This is a genomic window from Erysipelothrix anatis, assembly GCF_009828745.1.
Classification (GTDB): Bacteria; Bacillota_I; Bacilli_A; order Erysipelotrichales; family Erysipelotrichaceae; genus Erysipelothrix; species Erysipelothrix anatis.
The window spans coordinates 52099-73519 of sequence record NZ_WTSX01000009.1; the positions used below are offsets into that span (position 1 = coordinate 52099).

Annotated in this window: 19 protein-coding genes and 1 riboswitch; of the genes, 10 read left to right on the plus strand and 9 right to left on the minus strand. The window is 35.5% G+C overall.

What is annotated here, in order from left to right; translation table 11 throughout:
• The first annotated feature begins 38 nt into the window (after positions 1-38).
• From GVV19_RS07630 to GVV19_RS10950, 4 genes are read left to right on the plus strand one after another with little or no spacing between them, the layout of a single operon-like run.
• Positions 39-1388: a DUF3991 and toprim domain-containing protein gene (locus GVV19_RS07630; protein ID WP_159646819.1), complete on the plus strand. Its 1350-nt coding sequence runs from the start codon at positions 39-41 to the stop codon at positions 1386-1388.
• A 3-nt stretch (positions 1389-1391) separates the two neighbouring features.
• Entirely contained in the window at positions 1392-1637 is a 246-nt protein-coding gene (locus GVV19_RS07635; RefSeq protein WP_159646821.1) for a hypothetical protein, read from the plus strand.
• Positions 1634-3343: a VirD4-like conjugal transfer protein, CD1115 family gene (locus GVV19_RS07640; protein WP_159646823.1), complete on the plus strand. Its 1710-nt coding sequence runs from the start codon at positions 1634-1636 to the stop codon at positions 3341-3343. The genes GVV19_RS07635 and GVV19_RS07640 overlap by 4 nt, the downstream gene beginning before the upstream one ends.
• Complete coding sequence (locus GVV19_RS10950) at positions 3336-3593, plus strand: helix-turn-helix domain-containing protein (protein ID WP_159646825.1); 258 nt, start codon at positions 3336-3338, stop codon at positions 3591-3593. Before GVV19_RS07640 ends, GVV19_RS10950 begins: the two co-directional genes overlap by 8 nt.
• A 160-nt stretch (positions 3594-3753) precedes the next feature.
• Here the strand turns inward: GVV19_RS10950 and GVV19_RS07650 are convergent, their stop codons facing one another.
• From GVV19_RS07650 to GVV19_RS07660, 3 genes are all read right to left on the minus strand, one after another.
• The gene (locus tag GVV19_RS07650) at positions 3754-4944 is read right to left on the minus strand and encodes a glycosyltransferase (RefSeq protein WP_159646827.1); all 1191 of its coding nucleotides are present in this window, start codon (positions 4942-4944) and stop codon (positions 3754-3756) included.
• Between the two features lie 96 nt (positions 4945-5040).
• Positions 5041-6357 (minus strand): nucleotide sugar dehydrogenase, encoded by a 1317-nt coding sequence (locus tag GVV19_RS07655; protein WP_159646829.1) that lies wholly within the window; start codon positions 6355-6357, stop codon positions 5041-5043.
• Positions 6358-6585: 228 nt separating this feature from the next.
• Positions 6586-7191 carry a recombinase family protein gene (locus tag GVV19_RS07660; RefSeq protein WP_159646831.1) on the minus strand — a complete coding sequence of 202 codons (606 nt, stop codon included), beginning with the start codon at positions 7189-7191 and terminating at the stop codon, positions 6586-6588.
• Positions 7192-7471: 280 nt separating this feature from the next.
• On the opposite strand from GVV19_RS07660, the gene GVV19_RS07665 reads away from it, so the two are divergent.
• The 4 genes from GVV19_RS07665 to GVV19_RS07680 all read left to right on the plus strand — a co-directional run bounded on the left by GVV19_RS07665 (position 7472) and on the right by GVV19_RS07680 (position 10071).
• Positions 7472-7885: a sigma-70 family RNA polymerase sigma factor gene (locus GVV19_RS07665; RefSeq protein ID WP_159646833.1), complete on the plus strand. Its 414-nt coding sequence runs from the start codon at positions 7472-7474 to the stop codon at positions 7883-7885.
• Between the two features lie 582 nt (positions 7886-8467).
• Positions 8468-8731 (plus strand): helix-turn-helix domain-containing protein, encoded by a 264-nt coding sequence (locus GVV19_RS07670; RefSeq protein WP_159646835.1) that lies wholly within the window; start codon positions 8468-8470, stop codon positions 8729-8731.
• Positions 8732-8765: 34 nt separating this feature from the next.
• On the plus strand, positions 8766-8978 hold the full coding sequence (locus GVV19_RS07675; protein WP_159646837.1) for a hypothetical protein: 213 nt from the start codon (positions 8766-8768) through the stop codon (positions 8976-8978).
• A complete protein-coding gene (locus tag GVV19_RS07680; RefSeq protein WP_159646839.1) occupies positions 8947-10071 on the plus strand; it encodes a site-specific integrase in 1125 nt (374 codons plus the stop codon). The genes GVV19_RS07675 and GVV19_RS07680 overlap by 32 nt, the downstream gene beginning before the upstream one ends.
• A 25-nt stretch (positions 10072-10096) precedes the next feature.
• Here the strand turns inward: GVV19_RS07680 and GVV19_RS07685 are convergent, their stop codons facing one another.
• The 4 genes from GVV19_RS07685 to guaB form a co-directional block, all read right to left on the minus strand.
• Positions 10097-10246 (minus strand): hypothetical protein, encoded by a 150-nt coding sequence (locus GVV19_RS07685; RefSeq protein WP_159646841.1) that lies wholly within the window; start codon positions 10244-10246, stop codon positions 10097-10099.
• A gap of 190 nt (positions 10247-10436) precedes the next feature.
• Entirely contained in the window at positions 10437-12287 is a 1851-nt protein-coding gene (locus tag GVV19_RS07690) for a DUF262 domain-containing protein (RefSeq protein WP_159646843.1), read from the minus strand.
• Positions 12288-12451: 164 nt separating this feature from the next.
• The gene (gene guaA / locus GVV19_RS07695; RefSeq protein WP_159633367.1) at positions 12452-13984 is read right to left on the minus strand and encodes a glutamine-hydrolyzing GMP synthase; all 1533 of its coding nucleotides are present in this window, start codon (positions 13982-13984) and stop codon (positions 12452-12454) included.
• Positions 13974-15107 (minus strand): IMP dehydrogenase, encoded by a 1134-nt coding sequence (guaB, locus tag GVV19_RS07700; RefSeq protein ID WP_159646845.1) that lies wholly within the window; start codon positions 15105-15107, stop codon positions 13974-13976. Before guaB ends, guaA begins: the two co-directional genes overlap by 11 nt.
• A gap of 81 nt (positions 15108-15188) precedes the next feature.
• Here guaB and GVV19_RS07705 point away from each other — a divergent pair, with 81 nt between their 5' ends.
• On the plus strand, positions 15189-15995 hold the full coding sequence (locus GVV19_RS07705; protein WP_159646847.1) for an HAD family hydrolase: 807 nt from the start codon (positions 15189-15191) through the stop codon (positions 15993-15995).
• 231 nt (positions 15996-16226) lie between these two features.
• On the opposite strand, the gene GVV19_RS07710 is transcribed toward GVV19_RS07705, so the two are convergent.
• Both GVV19_RS07710 and GVV19_RS07715 read right to left on the minus strand, forming a co-directional pair.
• Positions 16227-17252 carry a hypothetical protein gene (locus tag GVV19_RS07710; protein WP_159646849.1) on the minus strand — a complete coding sequence of 342 codons (1026 nt, stop codon included), beginning with the start codon at positions 17250-17252 and terminating at the stop codon, positions 16227-16229.
• A gap of 1 nt (position 17253) precedes the next feature.
• Positions 17254-18027, minus strand: a complete 774-nt coding sequence (locus GVV19_RS07715) for a permease prefix domain 1-containing protein (protein ID WP_159646851.1) — start codon at positions 18025-18027, stop codon at positions 17254-17256.
• A 347-nt stretch (positions 18028-18374) separates the two neighbouring features.
• Positions 18375-18531: riboswitch (M-box (ykoK) riboswitch) on the plus strand.
• Positions 18532-18731: 200 nt separating this feature from the next.
• Here GVV19_RS07715 and mgtA point away from each other — a divergent pair.
• Entirely contained in the window at positions 18732-21413 is a 2682-nt protein-coding gene (gene mgtA, locus GVV19_RS07720; protein ID WP_159646853.1) for a magnesium-translocating P-type ATPase, read from the plus strand.
• Positions 21414-21421: the final 8 nt, after the last annotated feature.

Here is a 21421-nt window from a genome sequence, read left to right on the forward strand (position 1 = left end):
AGAGGTGATATATTGCGAAACAGAAAGGACAAACACCAATGATAACTAAAAGAACTGCCAATACTGTAAACATGATTGAATTACTCGAAAAAATGAACGAGCCTCTTAAGAAAGTCGGGAAATCAAAGCGCTGGATACGTCATCCTTCTATCTCATTTTTAAACAACTACTGGTATCGACATTCAACTAAAGAAAAAGGATTTCCTGTTGATTTCTTGATGACTTTCTTCAACCAAACTGAACCAGAAGCAATTCATACAATTACCCAACACTTTAATCTTAAGAATGAAGAAATCAATTATCCAATAGAATCACTTTACAGACCACCTAAAAATCACAACAATCAAGCAGTAGAGGTCTACCTTAAACATATTCGTTTTATAGATCAAGAATGCATCGATTATCTTATTAATCATGATTTGTTGTATCAAGAAAGAAAATATAGCAATTGTGTTTTTATTGGATATGATACCCAAAATCGAGTTAATCATCTTCATAGACACAGTACGCATCTTGCAGATAATGATTATAAAGGTAATGCACCGGGTTCAGATAGTAAGTATCCCTTCAACTTAGTTGGAACAAGCGATTCCTTATATGTCTTTGAGTCACCCATTGATTTATTATCTTACATAACCTTGCACAACGAAAACTGGACGGAACATTCTTATCTTGCATTGTGCGGGTTATCAACATCTTCTCTTCATAAGTTTCTTACTGATCATCCATACATTCAAAACGTCGTACTGTGCTTGGATAACGATGCTCCTGGGCAAGATGCAACATCCTCAATACTAACTGAGATGATGAGATATCCATCTGTTTATGTAGAAGTACAGACATCACGATACAAAGACTTTAACGAAGATTTAAAAGCACTTCATGGTCTACCTGCACTTGAAGGTATCAAAGAAGCCTTTATTCAAGTACTCAATGAAGTCAAAAAAATAATCATTCAAGATTTTGAAGACTCAAAGGATAAAAAATTTAAGGATTTAATGAATTGTTTCTCATTGGTTTATTATGGACTTCATTCTAATAATCTAAAACATAGTGAAAAAGCAACGTCTGCTTTAATTGAATGCGCTGGATATGCGCTCTTACTTGTGCGACAACAATACCGTCATCTTGAGAAAAAATACTCCATCAAAGAAATGGTGAATTTTATCGATGATACACAACCCTTTATGATGTTTGTAGAAACCGATCCATTAATGACTGGATTTACTAAAGAACTGGATATTCTTAAGACAATCTATCTTACTAAAATCAATCATACTGTTGATGATAAACATCAACTCATTCAATCACTCATGAGCCTTGCAAAACGTTGCATGGTTACTCATGTTTTTTTATTGCTCAATAAGCAAAACGAAAGGAACCTTTAAACAATGAATCAAAACAAACCTAAAGCACCCATTATTAATGCAGATGGTAATATCTTTAATCTTATGGGTATTGCCTCTAAAGCTCTGAAACGTGATGGTCTTCATGAAGAAGCCAAAGAAATGGCAGAGCGTATCTTTGAATCTTCCAGTTATACCGAAGCACTCTCTATCATCCAAGAATATGTAGAACCTGTCGATGCAGAACAAGAACTTGAAAACTTATCCTATGATGAGTTGGATATACTATGAATCTAGAAACACAATCGATTGCAATACCGGCAATACTAGGAATTGGATTAATCCTTATTTCAGTATTATCCAATCGAGGTTATAACTTGAACTCAATCAAGAATAAACGCGTGGGTGATGGACAACATGGAACGGCACGTTTCGCCAGTGACAACGAAATCAAGGCAACACTATCACTTATACACTATTCACCTCAATCATGGCGTACAGGCGCTCGTTTACCCTCAAAACAGGGCATTATCATTGGCTACAAAATAATTCGAGGAAAAACCTATGCACTTCTGGATGATAATGATGTTCATGCATTAATGATTGGATCTGCAGGAGTTGGTAAGACTGCATTCTTTCTCTATCCAAATCTTGAATATGCGTGTGCAAGTGGTATGTCATTTATGGTTACCGATACTAAGGGTGATGTGTTTCGTAACGTTGCTCCAATTGCTGAGAAATACTATGGATACAATATATCAGTAATCGATTTAAGAAATCCACTTCAAAGTCATCATTTTAATATGCTTCATCTCGTTAATAGATATATGGATATTTATCTTAACGAAGCAAGTAATCTTACCATCAAAGCAAAAGCTGAAAAGTATGCCAAGATTATTGCGAAAACGATTATCTATTCAGGTGGATTCGATATGAACTTTGGACAAAACCAATTCTTCTATGACTCTGCAGAAGGACTGCTTACCGCAACCATCCTCATTCTTGCAGAATATGGTGAAAAGCATAAACGACACATTGTATCTGTCTTTAAACTCATTCAGGACTTAATGGCTCCTGCAGGAATGAAATCAACAGAGTTTAAGGTTCTCTTAGAGAAACTTCCTTCAAATCACAAAGCACGGTGGTTTGCAGGTGCTGCACTTAATACATCAGATCAAGCCATGCAATCAATACTATCAACAGCACTTGCACGACTTAATACTTTCATTGATTCAGAGCTAGAACAAGTATTATGTTTTGATACCGATATCGATGCAGAAACATTCTGTAATAAGAAGTCTGCAATCTTCCTAGTTTTACCCGAAGAAGATTCCACGAAGCACTTTATTATTTCACTCATCATCCAACAACTCTACCGCGAGATACTTATCGTTGCTGATGAAATGGGTGGTCAACTTAAAAACAGAATAATGTTTTATTTAGATGAAATTGGAACAATTCCTAAAATTGAATCCATTGAAATGATGTTTAGTGCATCACGTTCAAGAAGACTCTCCATCGTAGCCATTATTCAATCACTCGCTCAGCTTGAAAAGAACTACGATAAGCTCGGTGCAGAAATCATTGTGGATAACTGTCAGCTCTCAATATTTGGTGGTTTTGCACCAAACTCTGAAACTGCAGAAACATTATCAAAAAATCTTGGAACTCAAACAATTTTGAGTGGAACAGTAAATAAGGGAAAAGGTGAATCATCACAGAGTTTACAGATGATAGAACGACCACTCATGACATCAGATGAGCTTAAATCAATGCCCAAAGGCAACTTCATTGTGATGAAGACTGGAAGTAATCCCATGAAGATGAAACTCAAACTTTATGAAAAATGGGGAATTACATTTGAATCACCTTACCATATCCCAATTAATCCTGAACAGACAATTGAATATGTCAGCAAAGAAGAAATTACTCAAGCGATTGTAGGTAATGATTCATTAACAATCAGTAAAAAGAAAGGAGTTGTGAAAGTTGAGTAATCGACTTCCGATATTTAATGAAAAGCTTAGTTCTAATGCAGTGCTTGTGTATCTATATTTAGACCGTCATGGCGCAAGAAAAAAGCAATGTTTCCATTCGGTAAGAACCATTGCTTCTAACTTAAATATATCAGAACGAACTGTAAATCGAGTGATCAATGAACTTGAGAAATACGGGTTTATTCTAAGGGTTCCGAGATACAGAAATAATGGTGCAAGATCCAGTAATACCTATGAAATTTTAAAATAATTCTTCACCAAGGGATGAGTGTAAGTATGCGCTGTCGCATGGTATCTGTCACAAAGTCGCAGCTTATTAACAGAATATTTTAAATAACTTATACGCAATACATACGTATATATAAAGAATACTATTTATCAAAAAATAAGTACACCCGATCAAATAGATATCATCTAGTTCCCCATGTACTTTTCTTTATAGTTAATATGGCTTTTATTCTGATATAGATTAACAATAATGCGTAAAACAATTTATGTATGAATCCTACAAGAAACAGTTTAATATCTTCTTTAGCAATATAGAAATTTGAAATTCCATAGTTTCCTAAGAAATACAATAAAGCAATTGAAACTTGATCATAAACAATTATCTGCGTAATATCAATATTTCCTATACCCGTTATGTAGGCTACAAAACTATTAACACCAATATAAATCGCAAGTACTGTATTAAAAATCCATATATATGCTTCAGTCCATTGCCAAAATGGAATAAAAGGGTTTTTAAAGATCATTTTTATAGAATACAAAGCCAAAATGTATCCAGATTTTGCCCATCTGATTTGTTGTTTTAAAAACTTAGTTACATTATCAGGAACTTCTGTATAGCATATTGCATTGCTTTGATATCTAGTTTTATACCCTGCTTCAAGTACAATCGAAGTTAAAAGTCTATCATCTCCTGCCGACATTTTCATTCCGACAATTTTTCCTGAAAACTTACTAATGTTCTTTTTTATGATTCTAAACTTAAAAACACTAAAAGCTCCTGAACAGACACTTACGCAACCAGTTAGACTTTGTGCAGACCTGCTAAATCGAAATGCAGACGTATATAAAAGTTTTTGCATATTTACGATAAAATTAGAGTTTTCATTTGAAACCTTAATTGTTCCGACTACTGCTCCAGTATCTCTTTTATCAAAGGCTGCCATTAGATTACCTAATGAATCTTTATCTAGTAATGAGTCTGTATCAAATAAAAGTATGTAGTCAGATTTTACATATTTAAAAGCAAAAATTTGAGCTTCTTTTTTTCCTCTATTTTCATTCATTCTAAACGCTTGTATTCTATTATCTTGTTTGCTAAGTTCTTTTACATAGTTATAAACTTCATCACTGTCACTACCATCATCAACAAATATAAACTGATCGATTTTATAATCCTGATTAAGCAATGTCTCGAAACCTCTTTTAACATTTGGTAATTTTTCATTAAAATTTGGCATAATTGCGGTAACAGTTTTTTTTACAGTTTTTTTTCTTTGATAAACTGGTTTATATATAATAGATAAAATCAGTTTAAATATAGTCACTCCTAGAGCGAATGTTATTACATAAGTCACTCCATTATACTTCATGAAATATGCCAAAATAAATATAGCCAATGACAATAATAGTGATAGTATAATCTTCAGTATCTCTGATATCTTTCTACGTTTTCTCATAGCCAAAATTTATAAACTCCAATAATCTATTTTGCTCTTCAACTGAATAAAAATTGACTTCAAATCAAATAATATAGCATTTTTATTTAACATACTCATAATAACCTCTTCATCAAACGCCTCAAATTCTTTATGAGCTACAAGCACTGCTAATATATCCAAATCTCTAAAACTCTCAAGATTTACAACATCAAAATCATGATATGTAATTAATTCGTTATTATCTGCATGAGGGTCATAAATTATTGGTTCTATACCAAAACCTTTAATTTTTTCGATGATATTGATAGCCTTTGAATTTCTCAAATCCGGAGTGTTTTCTTTAAAAGTTACCCCTAAAACCCCGATTTTTAATTCAGCCAAATTCTTTTTGCTTTTGAAAATTTTAGTGATCATTTCGCTTACGACATAATCTTCCATAGCATCATTTATGTCTCTGCTAGATTCAAGGAGTGGTGTCTTTATTTTCTCTTTTTTTGCTTTGTAAATTAAATAGTATGGATCAACACCAATACAATGTCCACCAACTAAACCGGGCTTGAAATTTAAAAAATTCCATTTTGTACTTGCGGCTTCAAGCACACTATTTGTCGGTATACTCATTTTATTAAATACCCTAGATACTTCATTCATAAAAGCTATATTGACATCACGTTGAGCGTTTTCTATGATTTTCGATGCTTCAGCAACTTCTATACTTTCCGCCTTGTGAATTCCAGCCTCGATAATTAAACCATATACGTTGGCAATGACTTCCAACGAATAATCGTCAACCCCAGATACGACCTTTATAATTTTTTCTAGCGTATTTTTTTTATCACCGGGATTTATCCTTTCAGGAGAATACCCAACCTTAAAATCATTAGGACATTTTAGTCCCGATATATTTTCTAATATCGGTATGCAGAGTTCTCGAGTCAAGCCAGGATATACTGTTGATTCATAGACAACGTAATCGCCTTTCTTTAGAATAGTACCAACATCTTGAGAAGCTTTCTCAAGCGGTCTAAAGTCAGGTAGATTATCATCATATATTGGAGTAGGCACTGCAATTATATGAAAACTTGCTTGTTTTAGTTTTTCGATTTCCGAAGTGAAATTAACAGAACTCTTAGACAGCCTTTCTTTTCCTACCTCGTTCGTTAAATCTTCCCCATTTTTATATTGATTAATCTTTTCTAAATTAGAATCATAACCAATAACTTCAATTCCTTTTTCTGAAAAAGCTTGAGCAAGCGGTAAACCAACATATCCCAATCCTATGACGGATAATGCCGATTCATTGTTTACTAGCAATTCAAAAAAATTATCTATTTCAACACTCATACATTTTTCTCCCTCTAAAATTATCTTGTGGTAGAAACGTAAACATTGATATTCATTTATGGTATTATAATTAATAGTGGTGAAAGTAGTGTTTTTGAATACAATTAACCTTGATTTTCATTGGCTCACAAGGTTTACATTTATCTCCAATATTATATGTTTGTAGCTTGCTTTTGTTTTTTTCTTGAAACTATTAAAGGAACGATGGAATATAAATCCATCGTTCCTTTAATTTTCTCTTAGTTGCTCATTTTTGGCCCACTTTAAAAACGTAGAATGATTTACATTCAATTTCCGTCCTGCTGCTCTTGCAGAGATAACTTCCTGTTTCCATTCCAAATATACATCATAAAATTCGTCTGGTATTTCTTTTGGTTCACGCCCAAACTTTACACCCCTTAACTTCGCCAGTTCAATTCCTTCTTTTTGACGTTGTCGAATATTTTTTCGTTCAACCTCAGATACATATGAAAGGATTTGTAATACGAGATCAGAAATAAATATTCCCGTTAAGTCTCTTTCCTTTATCCTTGTATCTAATAATGGCATATCTAAAACTAGCACATCAATTTTTCTTTCTTTAGTCAATACTCGCCATTGTTCCAATATGTCTGCATAATTACGTCCAAAACGATCAATGCTCTTAACCACAATTAAATCTCCTTCTTTTGCTTTCTTAAGAAGTTTTTTGTATTGGGTACGATTGAAATTCTTTCCGCTTTCTTTATCTATGTACAAATTCTTTGTTTTTACTCCAAAATCAACCAAAGATGCAATCTGTCTTTCTTCATTTTGATCCTTTGTTGATACTCTAATATATCCATATTTCTCCATCTATTTACCTCACATACTTAATTAGTGACTTTCCATTACACATTAAGTGTAGTTAATTTTGTCGTATATTCAAATTTACTTAAACTTAATGTACTTTCAAAACATTACAAATTTATACTACAATGTAATCAGCCAATGATAACGCTTTCTGCGTTCTTTTTTGCATCCCTCTAAATAATAGTTACGTTTATTTAGATTGGGGGCTTTTTTTATTTGTAATGCTAGAGCACCACCCTGTTTCAAATCAAATACAGATTACAGAAACAGGAGGAAAATCAATATGAATGATACATATGTGATCTACATTAAAAACCAAGTAGTCAACGTTAGCGAAGAAGTTTATAAGGAGTATTGGAAAAGCATTGAACATGAGCGCTATCTTACCAAACAGATTCGCAACACCTGGGTTTACTTAGACCATATTTTTGATGAATACGAAAGTAATACTCTTGAAATAAAACTATTAGACGATTTAGACCCTACAAGAAACGAGGCACTTAAAATGGAACGATATGAAGCACTTTATAAAGCAATTAACACCCTTTCTGATGATGAGAAAGATTTACTCATTGCGCTCTATTATTTAGATTTAACGCAGACCGACTATGCAATTAAAAACGGTCTCTCACAACAGAGTATTAGTAAAAAACATGACAAAATCATTAAAAAACTAAGAAATTTGATAAATTTTTAAGTTTTTGGTTGTAGAAACGCTCTGAGATTCCTTATCACTATAGAGGGGTTGATTTTAATCCTCCTCTTCTCACTTCAATAAGTGAGATGTTCTTTGAAAATTGAATAACCATTATTAGTGACTTTATCTATCACACAAGCAAACTTCATCAGTGCGCCATGACCTTAAGAAAACTAGAGAGCGATGAAACTGGATGATGAAATAGATTTGATACCCTATCTTGCGGTGACTGTGATAGTGATAATGATACGCCACTTACGGACGTTCGAGCGTGATAAGACCGTCGCAAGCTAAGTAAGTGTTTCCTTGATTGGGGATGGTGAAATTCCAGTGAAGCAGTGATATCAAACTGCGCCTAATAATGCTACGAAGATGATTCCCTCGTAGATTCGAATTAATCAAAATCAAATTTTTAATAATCAAACGTTTTCTAATATTTGATTTGATAACAGAATGAGTGATTCAGTACTTTTTTTGTGCTGAATCATTCTCTTGTGTTATTAAGTCAGGTTCTGATAGATATGTTCAAAAACATGTGATAGTGTTGTGTTGCAAAAACAACTGGTGCAGGAGGTGAGTACAATGGGATTTGCAACACGTGAAATGATTGGTGAAGAAAAAGATTTGGTAACAAATCTTGGTTATCATATCGCAACACTCCGTGCAGAGCGTGAACTGCCACGTGCAGAACTCGCAAGGCAAGCACAACTTCATGTTCAATATCTTTATGATGTGGAAACAGGTAATCGTAACATTACGATTTATGTCCTTGCAAAGATTGCAAGAGCACTCAATCTATCACTATCAGAACTTCTTATGACAAGTACACTACCACCAGTTGAATAATCGACTGGTGTTTTATTTAGGAGGTAAACAGAAAATGCTTATAAAAGCGAGTGAGATTCAACAACTTCTTGGAGTTAGTAGAGCAGGTGCTTATCGAATTATTCATGATCTTAATAACGATCTTCAACTTAAAGGTTATAGAACCGTTCAGGGTAAGACATCTCGTAAGTTTTTCTATGAAAACTACTATTTAATAGGAATGGAGGGAATTCAACATGTCAGCATACAAAGACAAGCAAACAGGTAAATGGGTTGTAACATTAAGATACACCGATATTGATGGAAAAGTTAAACGGAGAGCAAAACGTGGCTTTGCAACAAAACGTGAAGCGAAAGAATGGGAATCTGATTATCTCGAATCAATTAAAACAAACGAAGTCGAACTTGAAATGACGTTAAATGAGTTCTATGAAGTCTATTTAGGTGATATCAATAATAAACTACGCTATGGAACCATTCGCAATAAACGATTTATCTATACCAAATTCATTGAACCACTACTTGGATCAAAGCAAATAAGTAAAATTAAAGTCCCGGATATATTGAAATGGCAAAATGAGATATTAGGCTATCAATTTAAGGAAACTTACTCAAGATCCATTAACAATCAATTAGTTGCAATCTTCAATCATGCAGAACGCTATTATGAACTCCAAAACAACCCATTGAAAAAGACAATTGCAATTGGTGCAAAACACCCGGACAGTATGAACTTCTGGACAAAGGAAGAATTTGATAAGTTTATATCAGTTGTCGATGATGAATCAGCAAGACTCCAGTACACTGTACTTTTTTATACAGGACTTCGTGTTGGTGAACTCATTGCAGTACGACTTAAAAATATAAACTTTGACAGAGGTCATATTGAAGTCGTCGCTTCTGCACAATATGAAAACAGTCAATACATATTTACGAAACCTAAAACAAAAAAGTCAGAACGAATTGTGACAATGCCACAGTTTCTGACTCAAATGATTCAAGATCATGTAGAGAGGTATTACTTCATTGACTTAGAAGAACAAGTCTTTATGACTAATAAGAACCGACTCTCACGAGGGATTGCGAAGTATTCCGAAATTGCAAGAGTCAAAAGAATCAGAGTTCATGACTTACGACACTCTCATGCGTCGCTGCTTATTGAACAAGGAATTCAACCCAACATAGTACAGGACAGACTCGGTCATGAGAAAATCGAAACAACGCTTCGAACCTACTCACACCTATATCCAAATAAACAGTATCATCTAGCATCATTCCTTGATCAACTTGCAGAGAATTCAGCACCTACTTCTATTGAACAAAAGCAAAGTAATCCCATCATGATAGGAACCGTGAAGTGACTATTTATGAAAGACAGAATACAAATTAGTTTGGAAGACTATGCACATAGTTTTCCATTTCTTTTCGTTCTTGTAAGAAACAAGCAAGTAACATGCAGGCTTCGTCATGATCAAGACCTGACTGCATTAAACGATCTAGGATTTCCATGAATGGATCATCATATATTAATTTCACTTTTATCACCACCTATTATTAAATAAGCAGTAAATTTCAAGATCCCTAGAAATGGGAATAATTACATCAATTTGGTATCATTAGAAAGACTATTGATGTTTTCATTTACATTGAATCTCTTTTACAAAGAATTTCTTAAAAACCAACAACTTCCGAAAAGTAGTTAATCAATAATATCAATGATAACCTTTTACTTTATATCAAATATTTTTATTTCAACTAATTTACTAGCTATATCTTTTCCTCTATTAGATATCTGTTTATATGTTTTTAACTCCCCGTAATTATCAAGAGTTAAAAGTGTATTACTTCTACTTTGATTCTCCTTCTTCCATGAAAGTCTCAAATTGCCAATTTTATCTAGCACCTTATTTTCAAAAATAGTCCAATCTACGCCATCATAAATTCCATCAACTTCAAAGTCACTATCCTGTTTAAGACGAAGAGTTTCAAAACTATCTTTCTTTTCTTTCCAATACTGAAAATTTGAATCGTTCTTATCTGGATTTCTTACTAATATATGATCAATCTGTATTGCTTTCGTATTTTCTAAGAATAAGTTCATTTTCGAATAATCGGGATTACTACCAAAAGAAAATTCGAAAGCAGAAAGTAAGATTCTTGTTTCATTTTTCTCTTTTTCATTTGAATACCCTATGTGTTCTTCTAATTCTCTTTGGAATGCTGCATCATCTGTAAATCCATTCCGATTCGCATTGAGAATAAATAAATCAATTATTGAAGTGTGGTTAAATGTCTTTTCATCAAGTATATGTGTTGATTCAGTTATTTCCTTAAAAATCGGTATTATATCTTTACTATCCCTATTTTTTAACGTTAAGAATCTAAACATAAAATTAAATGAATTTCTAACAACTGATATTACCTGTTTTTTTGAAATTATTCCTTCATTATATTCACAATAAGTTCTAAATAATAGTGCTTTGGGATGTTCATAGGAAAAATACCTTAATGAGTTTGTATAGTACCTGAATTCGTCAGAGTTAATTAAGTATATATTTTTAGTAATCAACTTATTGTATAGATCAATATTTTTAATCAAATCATCAATTAGTTTCTTTAAAGCAACATCAACTTGACTAGTGTTATAGTAACGACTTAATTCTCTAGAACTCATTAGTTTAAAACTCTGATATTTAATCGCATTAACATAGTAACGTATATTTGCTCGAATAAAAACACTTAAATAATCAAATAGTCTGTCATCAGTTCCATCAATAAGTTGTCCCCACTTATTAAGATACTCGTCATAGTCTGAAAGTTGTAAATTTTGAAATATATAACTCTTAATCAAATCAATCTCTGATAGACCTATACCTTTACTATTGATTGACTCAAAAATATCGAACATCTGACTGAGATTATCTTTACCTACCGTTATAGTTATAAAAAAAACATTATTTAATATAAAATTTGAAAAGCTTATAATGAAATTCCCTTGTTGTTCTACATTCAGACTATTCAAACGAGAAGTCAGCAGTTTATCAATATGAATTACGTTTTTAAGATACTTCTCTTCAATAACATTATTTGGTTTGATTAACATTAAAAGTTCACTATACTTGCTTGGTTGAGAATAACAGCTATCAAATAGTTCTCTTACCAATCTACTCTCCATATTTGAAGCTTTTAGAACAGTGTGATCCTTATTGTTATATCTTCCTTCTCTTTTCCATAAAAAGTCTTTTATAATTCTAATATCTGTTTCTTCTTGTATATTTAGTCTATTTGCATGAGAATATAAAGACAAAAGTAGAAGGGTGTAGGTTGTAATCCTTTGTTGACCATCAACAATATCGTATTGATTTGTGGAACTATTTAGCTGCCCAGAATTACTTAGATAAATTGTTCCAGAATAGAACATTTCATTGGTTTCCAAGTAACTTAGAGTATCACTTATTAATTCATCAATTTGTACGCTCTCCCATTTATATGGTCTTTGATAAACAGGAATACTGAATACATTTTTGAACAAATCCGCAAGTGATTCGTTGTGTGGTACTAATTGTTTGTTCGCCATTATATCACCTCATTAATTAATTATACATTAGATAAGAGGAATTTACTCGAGTAATTGACATCATTTTGACATCACTAACACGTTTTTCTCACCATTCTCAAAAGAGACATGCAAAAAGTCCGCTATTTAAGCGGACTTTTGAGTTTAATCTAAACTTCCTGATGTTACTCCCACTCAATCGTTGCTGGTGGTTTTGAGGTTACATCATACACTACGCGGTTAATCCCTTTAATCTCATTTACGATACGTACTGAGATGATTTGAAGAATATCATAAGGAATGCGTGCCCAGTCTGCGCTCATACCATCAACAGATGTGACAGCACGAAGTGCAAGTGTATAATCATAGGTTCTCTGATCGCCCATGACACCTACTGAACGCATGCTTGTTAGCACGGTGAAGTATTGCCAAATTTCGCGATCAAGTCCTGCTTTCGCAATCTCTTCGCGAAGAATCCAGTCAGAATCTTGAACGATTTTGATTTTTTCTTCTGTGATATCACCGATGATACGGATTGCAATTCCAGGTCCTGGGAATGGTTGACGGTGAACGATGTGTTCTGGTAAACCAAGTACTAATCCTAATTGACGCACTTCATCTTTAAATAATGAACGGAGTGGTTCAATAAGTTTGAAGTCCATATCTTCTGGTAATCCACCCACGTTGTGGTGTGATTTGATTGTTTGTGCAGTTTTTGTTCCAGATTCGATAACGTCAGCATAGATTGTACCTTGTGCTAACCATTTCGCATCTTTAAGTTTTTTCGTTTCATCATCGAAGACATAAATAAACTCATTTCCGATAATTTTACGTTTTGTTTCAGGATCATCAACACCTGCAAGTTTGTCTAAGAAGCGTTTTTGTGCATCAACTTTGATTAAGTTAATCTTGAAGTGGTCACGGAATACCTCAACAACTTGGTCTGCTTCATTTTTACGTAACAAACCATGGTCTACAAAGATACATACGAGTTGATCACCAATTGCGTGATGTAATAATGCTGCAACTACTGCACTGTCAACACCTCCGGATAATGCACAAATAACTTGTTCATCCCCGACTTGTTCGCGGATTAATGCTGTTTGTTCTTCAACATAATGTTCCATTGACCATGTTGCTTCAGCATCACAGACATCAAATACGAAATTACGGATCATATCAATTCCGTTCTCTGTGTTACGAACTTCTGAGTGGAATTGGATTCCATATTGTTTCTTGGCTTCGTTTCCCATCATGACGATTTCTGTATTGTCTGATGAAGCATATACTTCAAAACCTTCAGGTACTGCTTTAACTTGATCACCATGGCTCATCCATACGTTGTATGTAGCTGGTAATCCTTTTGTAATTGCATTCTCTTTCTTAACATTAATAGGCGCTAAACCATATTCACGTTTGTCATGAGATTCAACAACGCCACCATTTTGGTGCGCCATTAACTGCATCCCATAACATACACCAAGAATTGGTAATCCTAATTCAAAGATTTCTTGGTCGATGTGGTATGCATCGTCTTCATAAACAGAGTTTGGTCCTCCTGATAACACGATACCTGCGATATCTTTATCTGCACGAATTGCTTCTGCAGTAATTTCGTTATCAAGAAGTTCACTATATACACCTAAATCGCGAATACGGCGCACGATTAATTGGTTATACTGTGATCCAAAATCTAATACAATAATCTTATTTGCCATTGTAGTTTGGAGCCTCCTTAACATTATCTACGTCATGTGGGTGACTTTCTTTTAAGCCTGCCCCTGTTATTTTAACAAATTGTGCTTTTAAATGCATGTCTTCTATTGTTTCACATCCACAATAGCCCATACCTGAACGCACTCCACCTAACATTTGATACACAACGTCTGTAATGGATCCTTTAAATGGCACTGTTGCTTCAATTCCTTCTGGTACAAGTTTTGAAAGTTCTTTAACACCACCTTGGAAGTAACGATCACTTGAACCGCGTTGCATTGCGCTTAATGATCCCATTCCAACATAGGATTTAACTTTCTTACCAAATACTTCGATGACATCACCAGGAGTTTCCTCAGTTCCTGCTAATAGTCCACCAAGCATGACACAACTTGCGCCAGCTGCTAAGGCTTTGGAAATATCACCAGATAGTTTAATACCACCATCAGCAATAACACCAACACCATATTGTTTTGCGACGGAATAAACGTCATTGACTGCTGTCAGTTGGGGAACACCAACACCTGCAACAACACGGGTTGTACAGATTGATCCCGGACCAACACCAACTTTAATAACATTTGCTCCCGCATAAATTAAGTCAGTAGCACCTTGAGCCGTAACAATGTTACCACCTACAATATCCAAGTCTTTAAATTCTGCTCGGATTGCCTTCACGGTATTGATAACACCTTCTGAATGGCCATGTGCACTGTCAACAGCAACAATATCAACACCTGCTGCAACCAATGCACGAACACGTTCTATTGACGATTCACCAACGCCAACTGCAGCACCGACACGCAAACGTTCTTGTCCATCGACATTTGCATCTTCGAATGTTTCTTCTACAGTTGTTTCTTTTACCACACGTACCATCGCCGCTTGGTCTTCGACAGGCATATTCTTATGAATAAAACCCATACCACCAAGCTTCGCCAACATGATTGCCATGCCATCTTCCGTAACAGTATCCATTGCTGCAGATACAATCGGAATATTCAATGTAATCTTGTCAGTTAAACGCGTTTGTAATTTAACTTGAGCAGGTACAATTTGTGATTTTGCTGGTACCAACAATAAATCATCAAATGTATATGCTTCTTTAATTACTTTACCATTCATTTCCTCTACCTCCTTAAATCTTGTAGTTTATTATACAGAAACCCTACCCAATATGCTAGTGAAATATGCTAAAATGTTCGTATGAACCATGAAAACATTAAATTAGCCATCTTTGATATCGATGGAACGCTGATAAAACGCGGGAAAACGACGATCGAAGAAAGTGCCATCACCGCAATTCGCAAACTCCGCGATACAGGAGTTGAAGTTTTAATCGCAACAGGAAGAGCTTTTTATTTTATTCAAGATGACATTCATGAACGGATGCATCCTGATTTCTATGTCACAGTTAATGGCTCAACTGTTTATGATATTGATAAGCGTGTTATTCACGAAGTCCCCATGTTGATTGAGGAGGTCAACGCACTGACTGAATTTGCACGTAAACATCATTTGGGTATTGGTTACAAGTTAAATGAGGAAATGCATATTTACAGTGATTATCAAATTTTTACGGATGTTTATCTTCAAGGAAGTCCCAAAGCCTATATTTTAAAGGATTATACACAAGCACCTTTACTTGTTGAAGGACAGGAATTGCCTAAAGGTATTTTTATGATGGGTAATGAATCACTTATTGAGTCAGCCCGTTCATTTGTTTCCGATGCGCGCATTTCGAAAGCTTATACCGATGCATTTGATATTTATTCAAGACGCGCTGGTAAAATGCGTGGCATTGAAGTCGTGTTAGAACGCCTCAACTTAAGCTGGCACGAAGTCATTGCATTTGGTGATGCCGACAACGACGTAGACATGCTTTCTGCAGCTGAAATTGGTGTTGCTATGGGTGATGCTCCAGAACATGTTAAAGACGTCGCTACGTTCGTTACAACAGATTTAGAGAACCATGGCATTGCACATGCTATTGAAACACTTTTCGATTTATAAATATTTGGGAATCACAACACTCACTTCGTTAGGAGGTGAGTTTTTTTATTACAGGGTTTGCCTTTTCGTCGCAACTTAAGAAGAGTAGACCTTTGTCTACTCTTCTTATGATTTATCATCAAACTAATATCAAACGCTCATTGGTTATTATTCATTTGCATCTTTATATATTCTATTTTATATTGCTTACATGTGTGCTCACTCCGATAAGAAACGTTTGAACGCCTTGGGTTAACGATTAATAAAGAGACTCAGCTTCATATTTTCATACTCCAATTGTGGTGCAACAAAGTACTCATCATAATAGATTGCATCGGTACCAACGGTCGCGGTGTATCGAACTATAACTTCGTCATCATTATACTGATAATAACGCATGCTCATCTGATCCAATGACCTTCCATTAATTTGAGCACCTATCAAATCCAATTCCAACAGTAGCGGATAGGTGTCTACGGGTGCTTCAAGTGAAGACTCAAACACTTGAACTTCATCACGATTGGTATTTTGAACCTGTGGTCCGGTCTGAAGATAAATTCCATTTGGTTCAGTATAGTCTAGCGTTACATCATCAACGTAATTAACTGCCTTAGAAAGCGTCCCCGTTCGCGACATCGTATACGCGTAGTAATACTTCTGAATTACTTGGTTTTCATCATACTCTCCAATGCGATATGGCCGGGAGTACATTTGTTCGATAAGTGGCATTATCTCGATTGCATAGTCCCCCATCGTTTGCATCGGATGTGTTGTTTCAAAGTATGCGTCCATGTTGGGTTCGTTCCCGTTTGATCTATCCCGATTCTCATAGGCAAATCCATAATTCCCGGCACTTGGTTGATGCATCACCAGTACTTCGTATTTCCGATTACCATACCCTTGACCATGATAAGCGTACACTTGCATTGCCTGATTCATGGGTACTGATTTCTCTGTCCAGCGAACATCAAGATTGGCGCCTACAATCGCAACATTTTGTAGCAAGTTGTGATCTAGTTGAATCGAGAAGCGTGATAAAGGTCCCCACGATGTCACAATCATTGGAATATAGTGTGTCTCACTTTCAATAACATAAAGATCGTCACTTTCATATACTCTAACGGGTCCGACAATTTGACAATCAGAAACACCCGTACTATCACAAAAATCTTGTAGCAAGCGCGTTTTGGATACATACCAACCCTGAAGCCACAGACCAATCGTAAATATCATACTCGAAATAACCAAAAATAGTACTGTCTTCTTTTTCTTTGTCATACTACCCCTCCTTGATAATCTGAATTTGACGCATGGTTCCATCCAATGTTTGTACCTTTATTGTGATATCTTTGGGTTCTTCCGGAAGATATCGATATACAAGAAGAACATGGGACTTCCACGAACTCGAGTAAGTTGGATTATTTCCAAACACATAGAATAATCCTTCATCTGGAATCCCTGAGACAATATTAAAATTTGTTGCGTTTGTGTCAAAAATGCTTCCATTGATTGTCGTTTCAAAATTATACGCGAAGAGATTACCGCCGAAAGGATCACGATCATTTAGGCTATCTTGTTTTATTGATATGATGGTATACCCGTCTTTGGTATAGGCAAAATCTTGGAATGTGTACACAGTATTACCAATCACGACTTCTTGATCAATTGATTGATAGTAGACCAGATTTAAACCCCTCAAATCATCAGTGATTGAGTTTTTGGAAAACTGAAAAGTTGTTACTCTTTGCCACATTGTTGGTCCAAAAAGGACCAAAAAGCCTAAAATTGAAACAACGAGGATTACCTTCGACACTAAATATATCCAGTTAAAAAGCGGTTTATGGACTTCATTAAGATCACGTCCAATCGTATACGGATCACCCATTGATGCGATTGCAGCTGCTTCTGCATCCTTGGCTGGTATCCCTTGAGCCAACAGTTCCTCATAGTGTTCATCAAGGTGAGCTGTGTATTCGGCTCGAATTGTTTTTTTTATAAAGGGGTCTTTAATTTCTCCAATCAAAGCATCTAAGAATGTTTGATATCGTCTCATGACACATCTCCCTCAACTTTCCCTTATTATAAATTTCGTTGCAATTATTATAATCATCCAACTTAATGCTATTAATCCTAATCGACTTATACTATGTATATCTATGTATATTATACCTAGATATACATAGTACGTCAATATTTCATATGAGCTGATTAGTTTTTACATCATAAAATGAGCTTATCACGAATCCTTCATCCCTGAAAAATATTTTTTTTCTGGATTTTCAAAATCCCTCAGCCCCTTTATTCAGTAGCTATTTCAACGTTTAAAATTATGAAATGAACTCTTTTTATAATTTTAAGCCTTGCATTTCCTAAAAATACAAAGTATGGTTGTTGAGTAAATAAAAACTACGGTAGGTGAGGCTACTTTAGGGATACGGATTACTACCGCAAAATAGTGGAGACACTATGCGCTGGTCAACAGTATACGTCACGAAGGCGTAAACTAGTGTAATAACATTGCCCTATTGAGTTAAAGCTTGAACGATTTATGTGATTTTTTAACCACGTCTGTTCAAGCATGCGTGGTTTTTATATTGCCAGACAGAAAGGATGTGACATCATATGCAAGAAACTACTGACGCCATTGATGATGACGATTGGATTTACACACATAATTTTATCTTGATTGATGCCACATGTGCATCCAATCTGTAATCGCTTTGTCGTCCTCAATTGAATAGAAACGAGGAGACTACTATGAAAGAAACAACTTACACCAACGACACACGTCGTTACGTTGATGCAGCAACTGCATCATCCGAAAAACTTTATACACATTACAAATCATCACCACAAGGTTTGACCCGACTTCGTGTTGAATCAAACCGCAAACAATACGGTGATAACACTATTAGCAGCCACAAAGAAACACCTACATGGATGAAATTCATCCAAGCATTCATTAATCCGTTTACACTTATTTTAATCGGACTTGCATGCTTCTCATATATTACAGATATTGCCATGGTCTCACCTGGGGAAGAAGATCCTGTGACAGTTATTATCATTCTTGTCATGGTAAGCCTTAGTGGACTACTCCGTTTTATCCAAGAATACCGCTCTTCCAATGAAGCCAAAAAACTAAGCGAGCTTGTGGAAACCACCACACTCGTTGCGCGCAAAGCAAACGAACCCCAAGAACTTCCATTACACGAAGTCGTTGTGGGCGATCTCATTATTCTTTCAGCAGGTGATATGATTCCTGCCGATATGCGTATTCTTGAGAGCAAAGACCTCTTTATCTCACAGGCTGCACTTACGGGGGAAAGTGAACCTGTCGAAAAATTCAGCCATGACCTTGAAGCGCTTGACGCACAATTAACTGCAACACAAAATCTTGTCTTCATGGGATCAAATGTTATTAGTGGTAGTGCTCGTGGTATTGTTATCGCAACGGGCGATGATACCATGTTTGGCGAAGTATCCCACAGTGCTTCAGGCAAAAAAGATGAGACATCCTTCGAGAAAGGTGTGAACTCTGTATCCTGGTTACTCATTCGATTTATGCTAATCATGGTGCCAATCGTGTTTGTCATTAATGGATTTGGTAAAGGAAACTGGACTGAAGCATTACTCTTCGCAATCTCCGTCGCAGTCGGTCTTACACCAGAAATGTTACCGATGATTGTTACGACATCCCTTGCCAAAGGTGCTGTCACGATGAGTAAGAAAAAGACAATAGTTAAAAATCTCAACGCCATCCAAGACCTGGGTGCCATTGATATCCTTTGTACTGACAAAACAGGAACATTAACCCAAGATAATGTCGTTTTGCAATATCACATGGATCCAATGGGAACCGAAGATGACCGTATTTTTAAATATGCTTACCTCAACAGTTACTATCAAACGGGTCTAAAGAATCTTATGGATCGTGCAGTTATTAAACGTCGTGAATACCTAGAGGAAACACGTCCAGAATTGCGTAACCTTGATACCGAATACAATAAGCTCGACGAAATCCCATTTGACTTCAACCGTCGTCGCATGAGTGTTATTGTCACCGATAGTCGAAATCACAAAGAAATGATTACCAAAGGTGCCGTTGAAGAAATGATTAAAATCTCAACATCCGTCATGATTAATGATGCGGTTCTACCTTTAACTGATGCGTTGACTGAAACCATCCTTAAAACTGCTCATGGCTTAAATGAAAAAGGCTTGCGAGTACTTGCTATTGCTTGCAAAACTGAGCCAAATGGAAAAGTCGATTTCAGTACTGATGATGAGCGTGAAATGGTTTTAATGGGTTATCTAGCGTTTCTTGATCCACCTAAAGAATCAGCAGCTGAAGCCATTCAAAAATTATCAGAATATGGTGTCACAACAAAGATTCTTACCGGTGATAACGATGTCGTCACACAATCCATTGCTGAATTAATTGGATTCGAAAACGATCATGTCATCTTAGGATCTGATATTGATGCAATGAGTGATGTAGAACTACAGGAAGCTGTGAATACCTATGATCTCTTTGCAAAATTATCACCACTACAAAAACAACGGATTGTTCATACACTTCGTGATCTTGGCCACACTGTTGGCTTTATGGGTGATGGCATTAACGATGCTCCTGCGATGAAAGCTGCAGACATTGGTATTTCTGTCGACACAGCCGTTGATATTGCGAAAGAATCATCCGATGTCATTCTTCTCGAAAAAGACTTACTTGTCCTTGAAGATGCAATTATCGAAGGCCGTAAAACTTATGCAAACATGATTAAGTACATCAAGATGACCGCAAGTTCTAATTTTGGCAATGTCTTCTCCGTTTTAGTCGCAAGTTTCTTCTTGCCTTTCCTACCAATGGAAGCATTACACTTAATCTTACTCAATCTCATTTATGATATTTCTTGTATTGCAATTCCTTGGGATAATGTTGATGAAGACTATCTCAAAGTTCCACGCAAATGGGATGCAACCTCAATTAAGAATTTCATGTTAATCATTGGCCCAACAAGCTCCGTCTTTGATATAACGACTTTCTTCCTCATGTTTTTCGTAATTTCGCCAATGGTCGTTGGTGGCCAACAATTCTCTCAATTAACAAACCCTCAAGATATTGCATTGTTTATTGCGGTATTCCAATCTGGTTGGTTCATTGAGTCAATGTGGTCACAAACACTGGTTATCCACATGATTCGGACACCAAAGATTCCATTCATTCAAAGTCGTGCTTCGGCTTCGTTAACCCTGCTTACTTTCGCAGCTATTGGAATCTTGACCGTTATTCCATTCACAAATTTCGGTCTTTCAATTGGACTTGCTCCTGTTCCTGGCATCTACTTTGCTTGGCTCGCAGTAACCATTCTTGCTTACATGATTCTTGCAACCATTGCGAAACATTACTTCATTCGCAAGTATGGCGAATTACTATAATTAAAATA

What these genes read in the sequence shown, in the direction of transcription:
- GVV19_RS07630 (WP_159646819.1), top strand. Translation starts at nt 39, where the DNA reads ATGATAACTAAAAGAACTGCCAATACTGTAAACATGATTGAATTACTC.
- GVV19_RS07635 (WP_159646821.1), top strand. Translation starts at nt 1,392, where the DNA reads ATGAATCAAAACAAACCTAAAGCACCCATTATTAATGCAGATGGTAAT.
- GVV19_RS07640 (WP_159646823.1), top strand. Translation starts at nt 1,634, where the DNA reads ATGAATCTAGAAACACAATCGATTGCAATACCGGCAATACTAGGAATT.
- GVV19_RS07650 (WP_159646827.1), bottom strand. Translation starts at nt 4,944, where the DNA reads ATGAAGTATAATGGAGTGACTTATGTAATAACATTCGCTCTAGGAGTG.
- GVV19_RS07655 (WP_159646829.1), bottom strand. Translation starts at nt 6,357, where the DNA reads ATGAGTGTTGAAATAGATAATTTTTTTGAATTGCTAGTAAACAATGAA.
- GVV19_RS07660 (WP_159646831.1), bottom strand. Translation starts at nt 7,191, where the DNA reads ATGGAGAAATATGGATATATTAGAGTATCAACAAAGGATCAAAATGAA.
- GVV19_RS07665 (WP_159646833.1), top strand. Translation starts at nt 7,472, where the DNA reads ATGAATGATACATATGTGATCTACATTAAAAACCAAGTAGTCAACGTT.
- GVV19_RS07670 (WP_159646835.1), top strand. Translation starts at nt 8,468, where the DNA reads ATGGGATTTGCAACACGTGAAATGATTGGTGAAGAAAAAGATTTGGTA.
- GVV19_RS07675 (WP_159646837.1), top strand. Translation starts at nt 8,766, where the DNA reads ATGCTTATAAAAGCGAGTGAGATTCAACAACTTCTTGGAGTTAGTAGA.
- GVV19_RS07680 (WP_159646839.1), top strand. Translation starts at nt 8,947, where the DNA reads ATGTCAGCATACAAAGACAAGCAAACAGGTAAATGGGTTGTAACATTA.
- GVV19_RS07690 (WP_159646843.1), bottom strand. Translation starts at nt 12,287, where the DNA reads ATGGCGAACAAACAATTAGTACCACACAACGAATCACTTGCGGATTTG.
- guaA (WP_159633367.1), bottom strand. Translation starts at nt 13,984, where the DNA reads ATGGCAAATAAGATTATTGTATTAGATTTTGGATCACAGTATAACCAA.
- guaB (WP_159646845.1), bottom strand. Translation starts at nt 15,107, where the DNA reads ATGAATGGTAAAGTAATTAAAGAAGCATATACATTTGATGATTTATTG.
- GVV19_RS07705 (WP_159646847.1), top strand. Translation starts at nt 15,189, where the DNA reads ATGAACCATGAAAACATTAAATTAGCCATCTTTGATATCGATGGAACG.
- GVV19_RS07710 (WP_159646849.1), bottom strand. Translation starts at nt 17,252, where the DNA reads ATGACAAAGAAAAAGAAGACAGTACTATTTTTGGTTATTTCGAGTATG.
- GVV19_RS07715 (WP_159646851.1), bottom strand. Translation starts at nt 18,027, where the DNA reads ATGAGACGATATCAAACATTCTTAGATGCTTTGATTGGAGAAATTAAA.
- mgtA (WP_159646853.1), top strand. Translation starts at nt 18,732, where the DNA reads ATGAAAGAAACAACTTACACCAACGACACACGTCGTTACGTTGATGCA.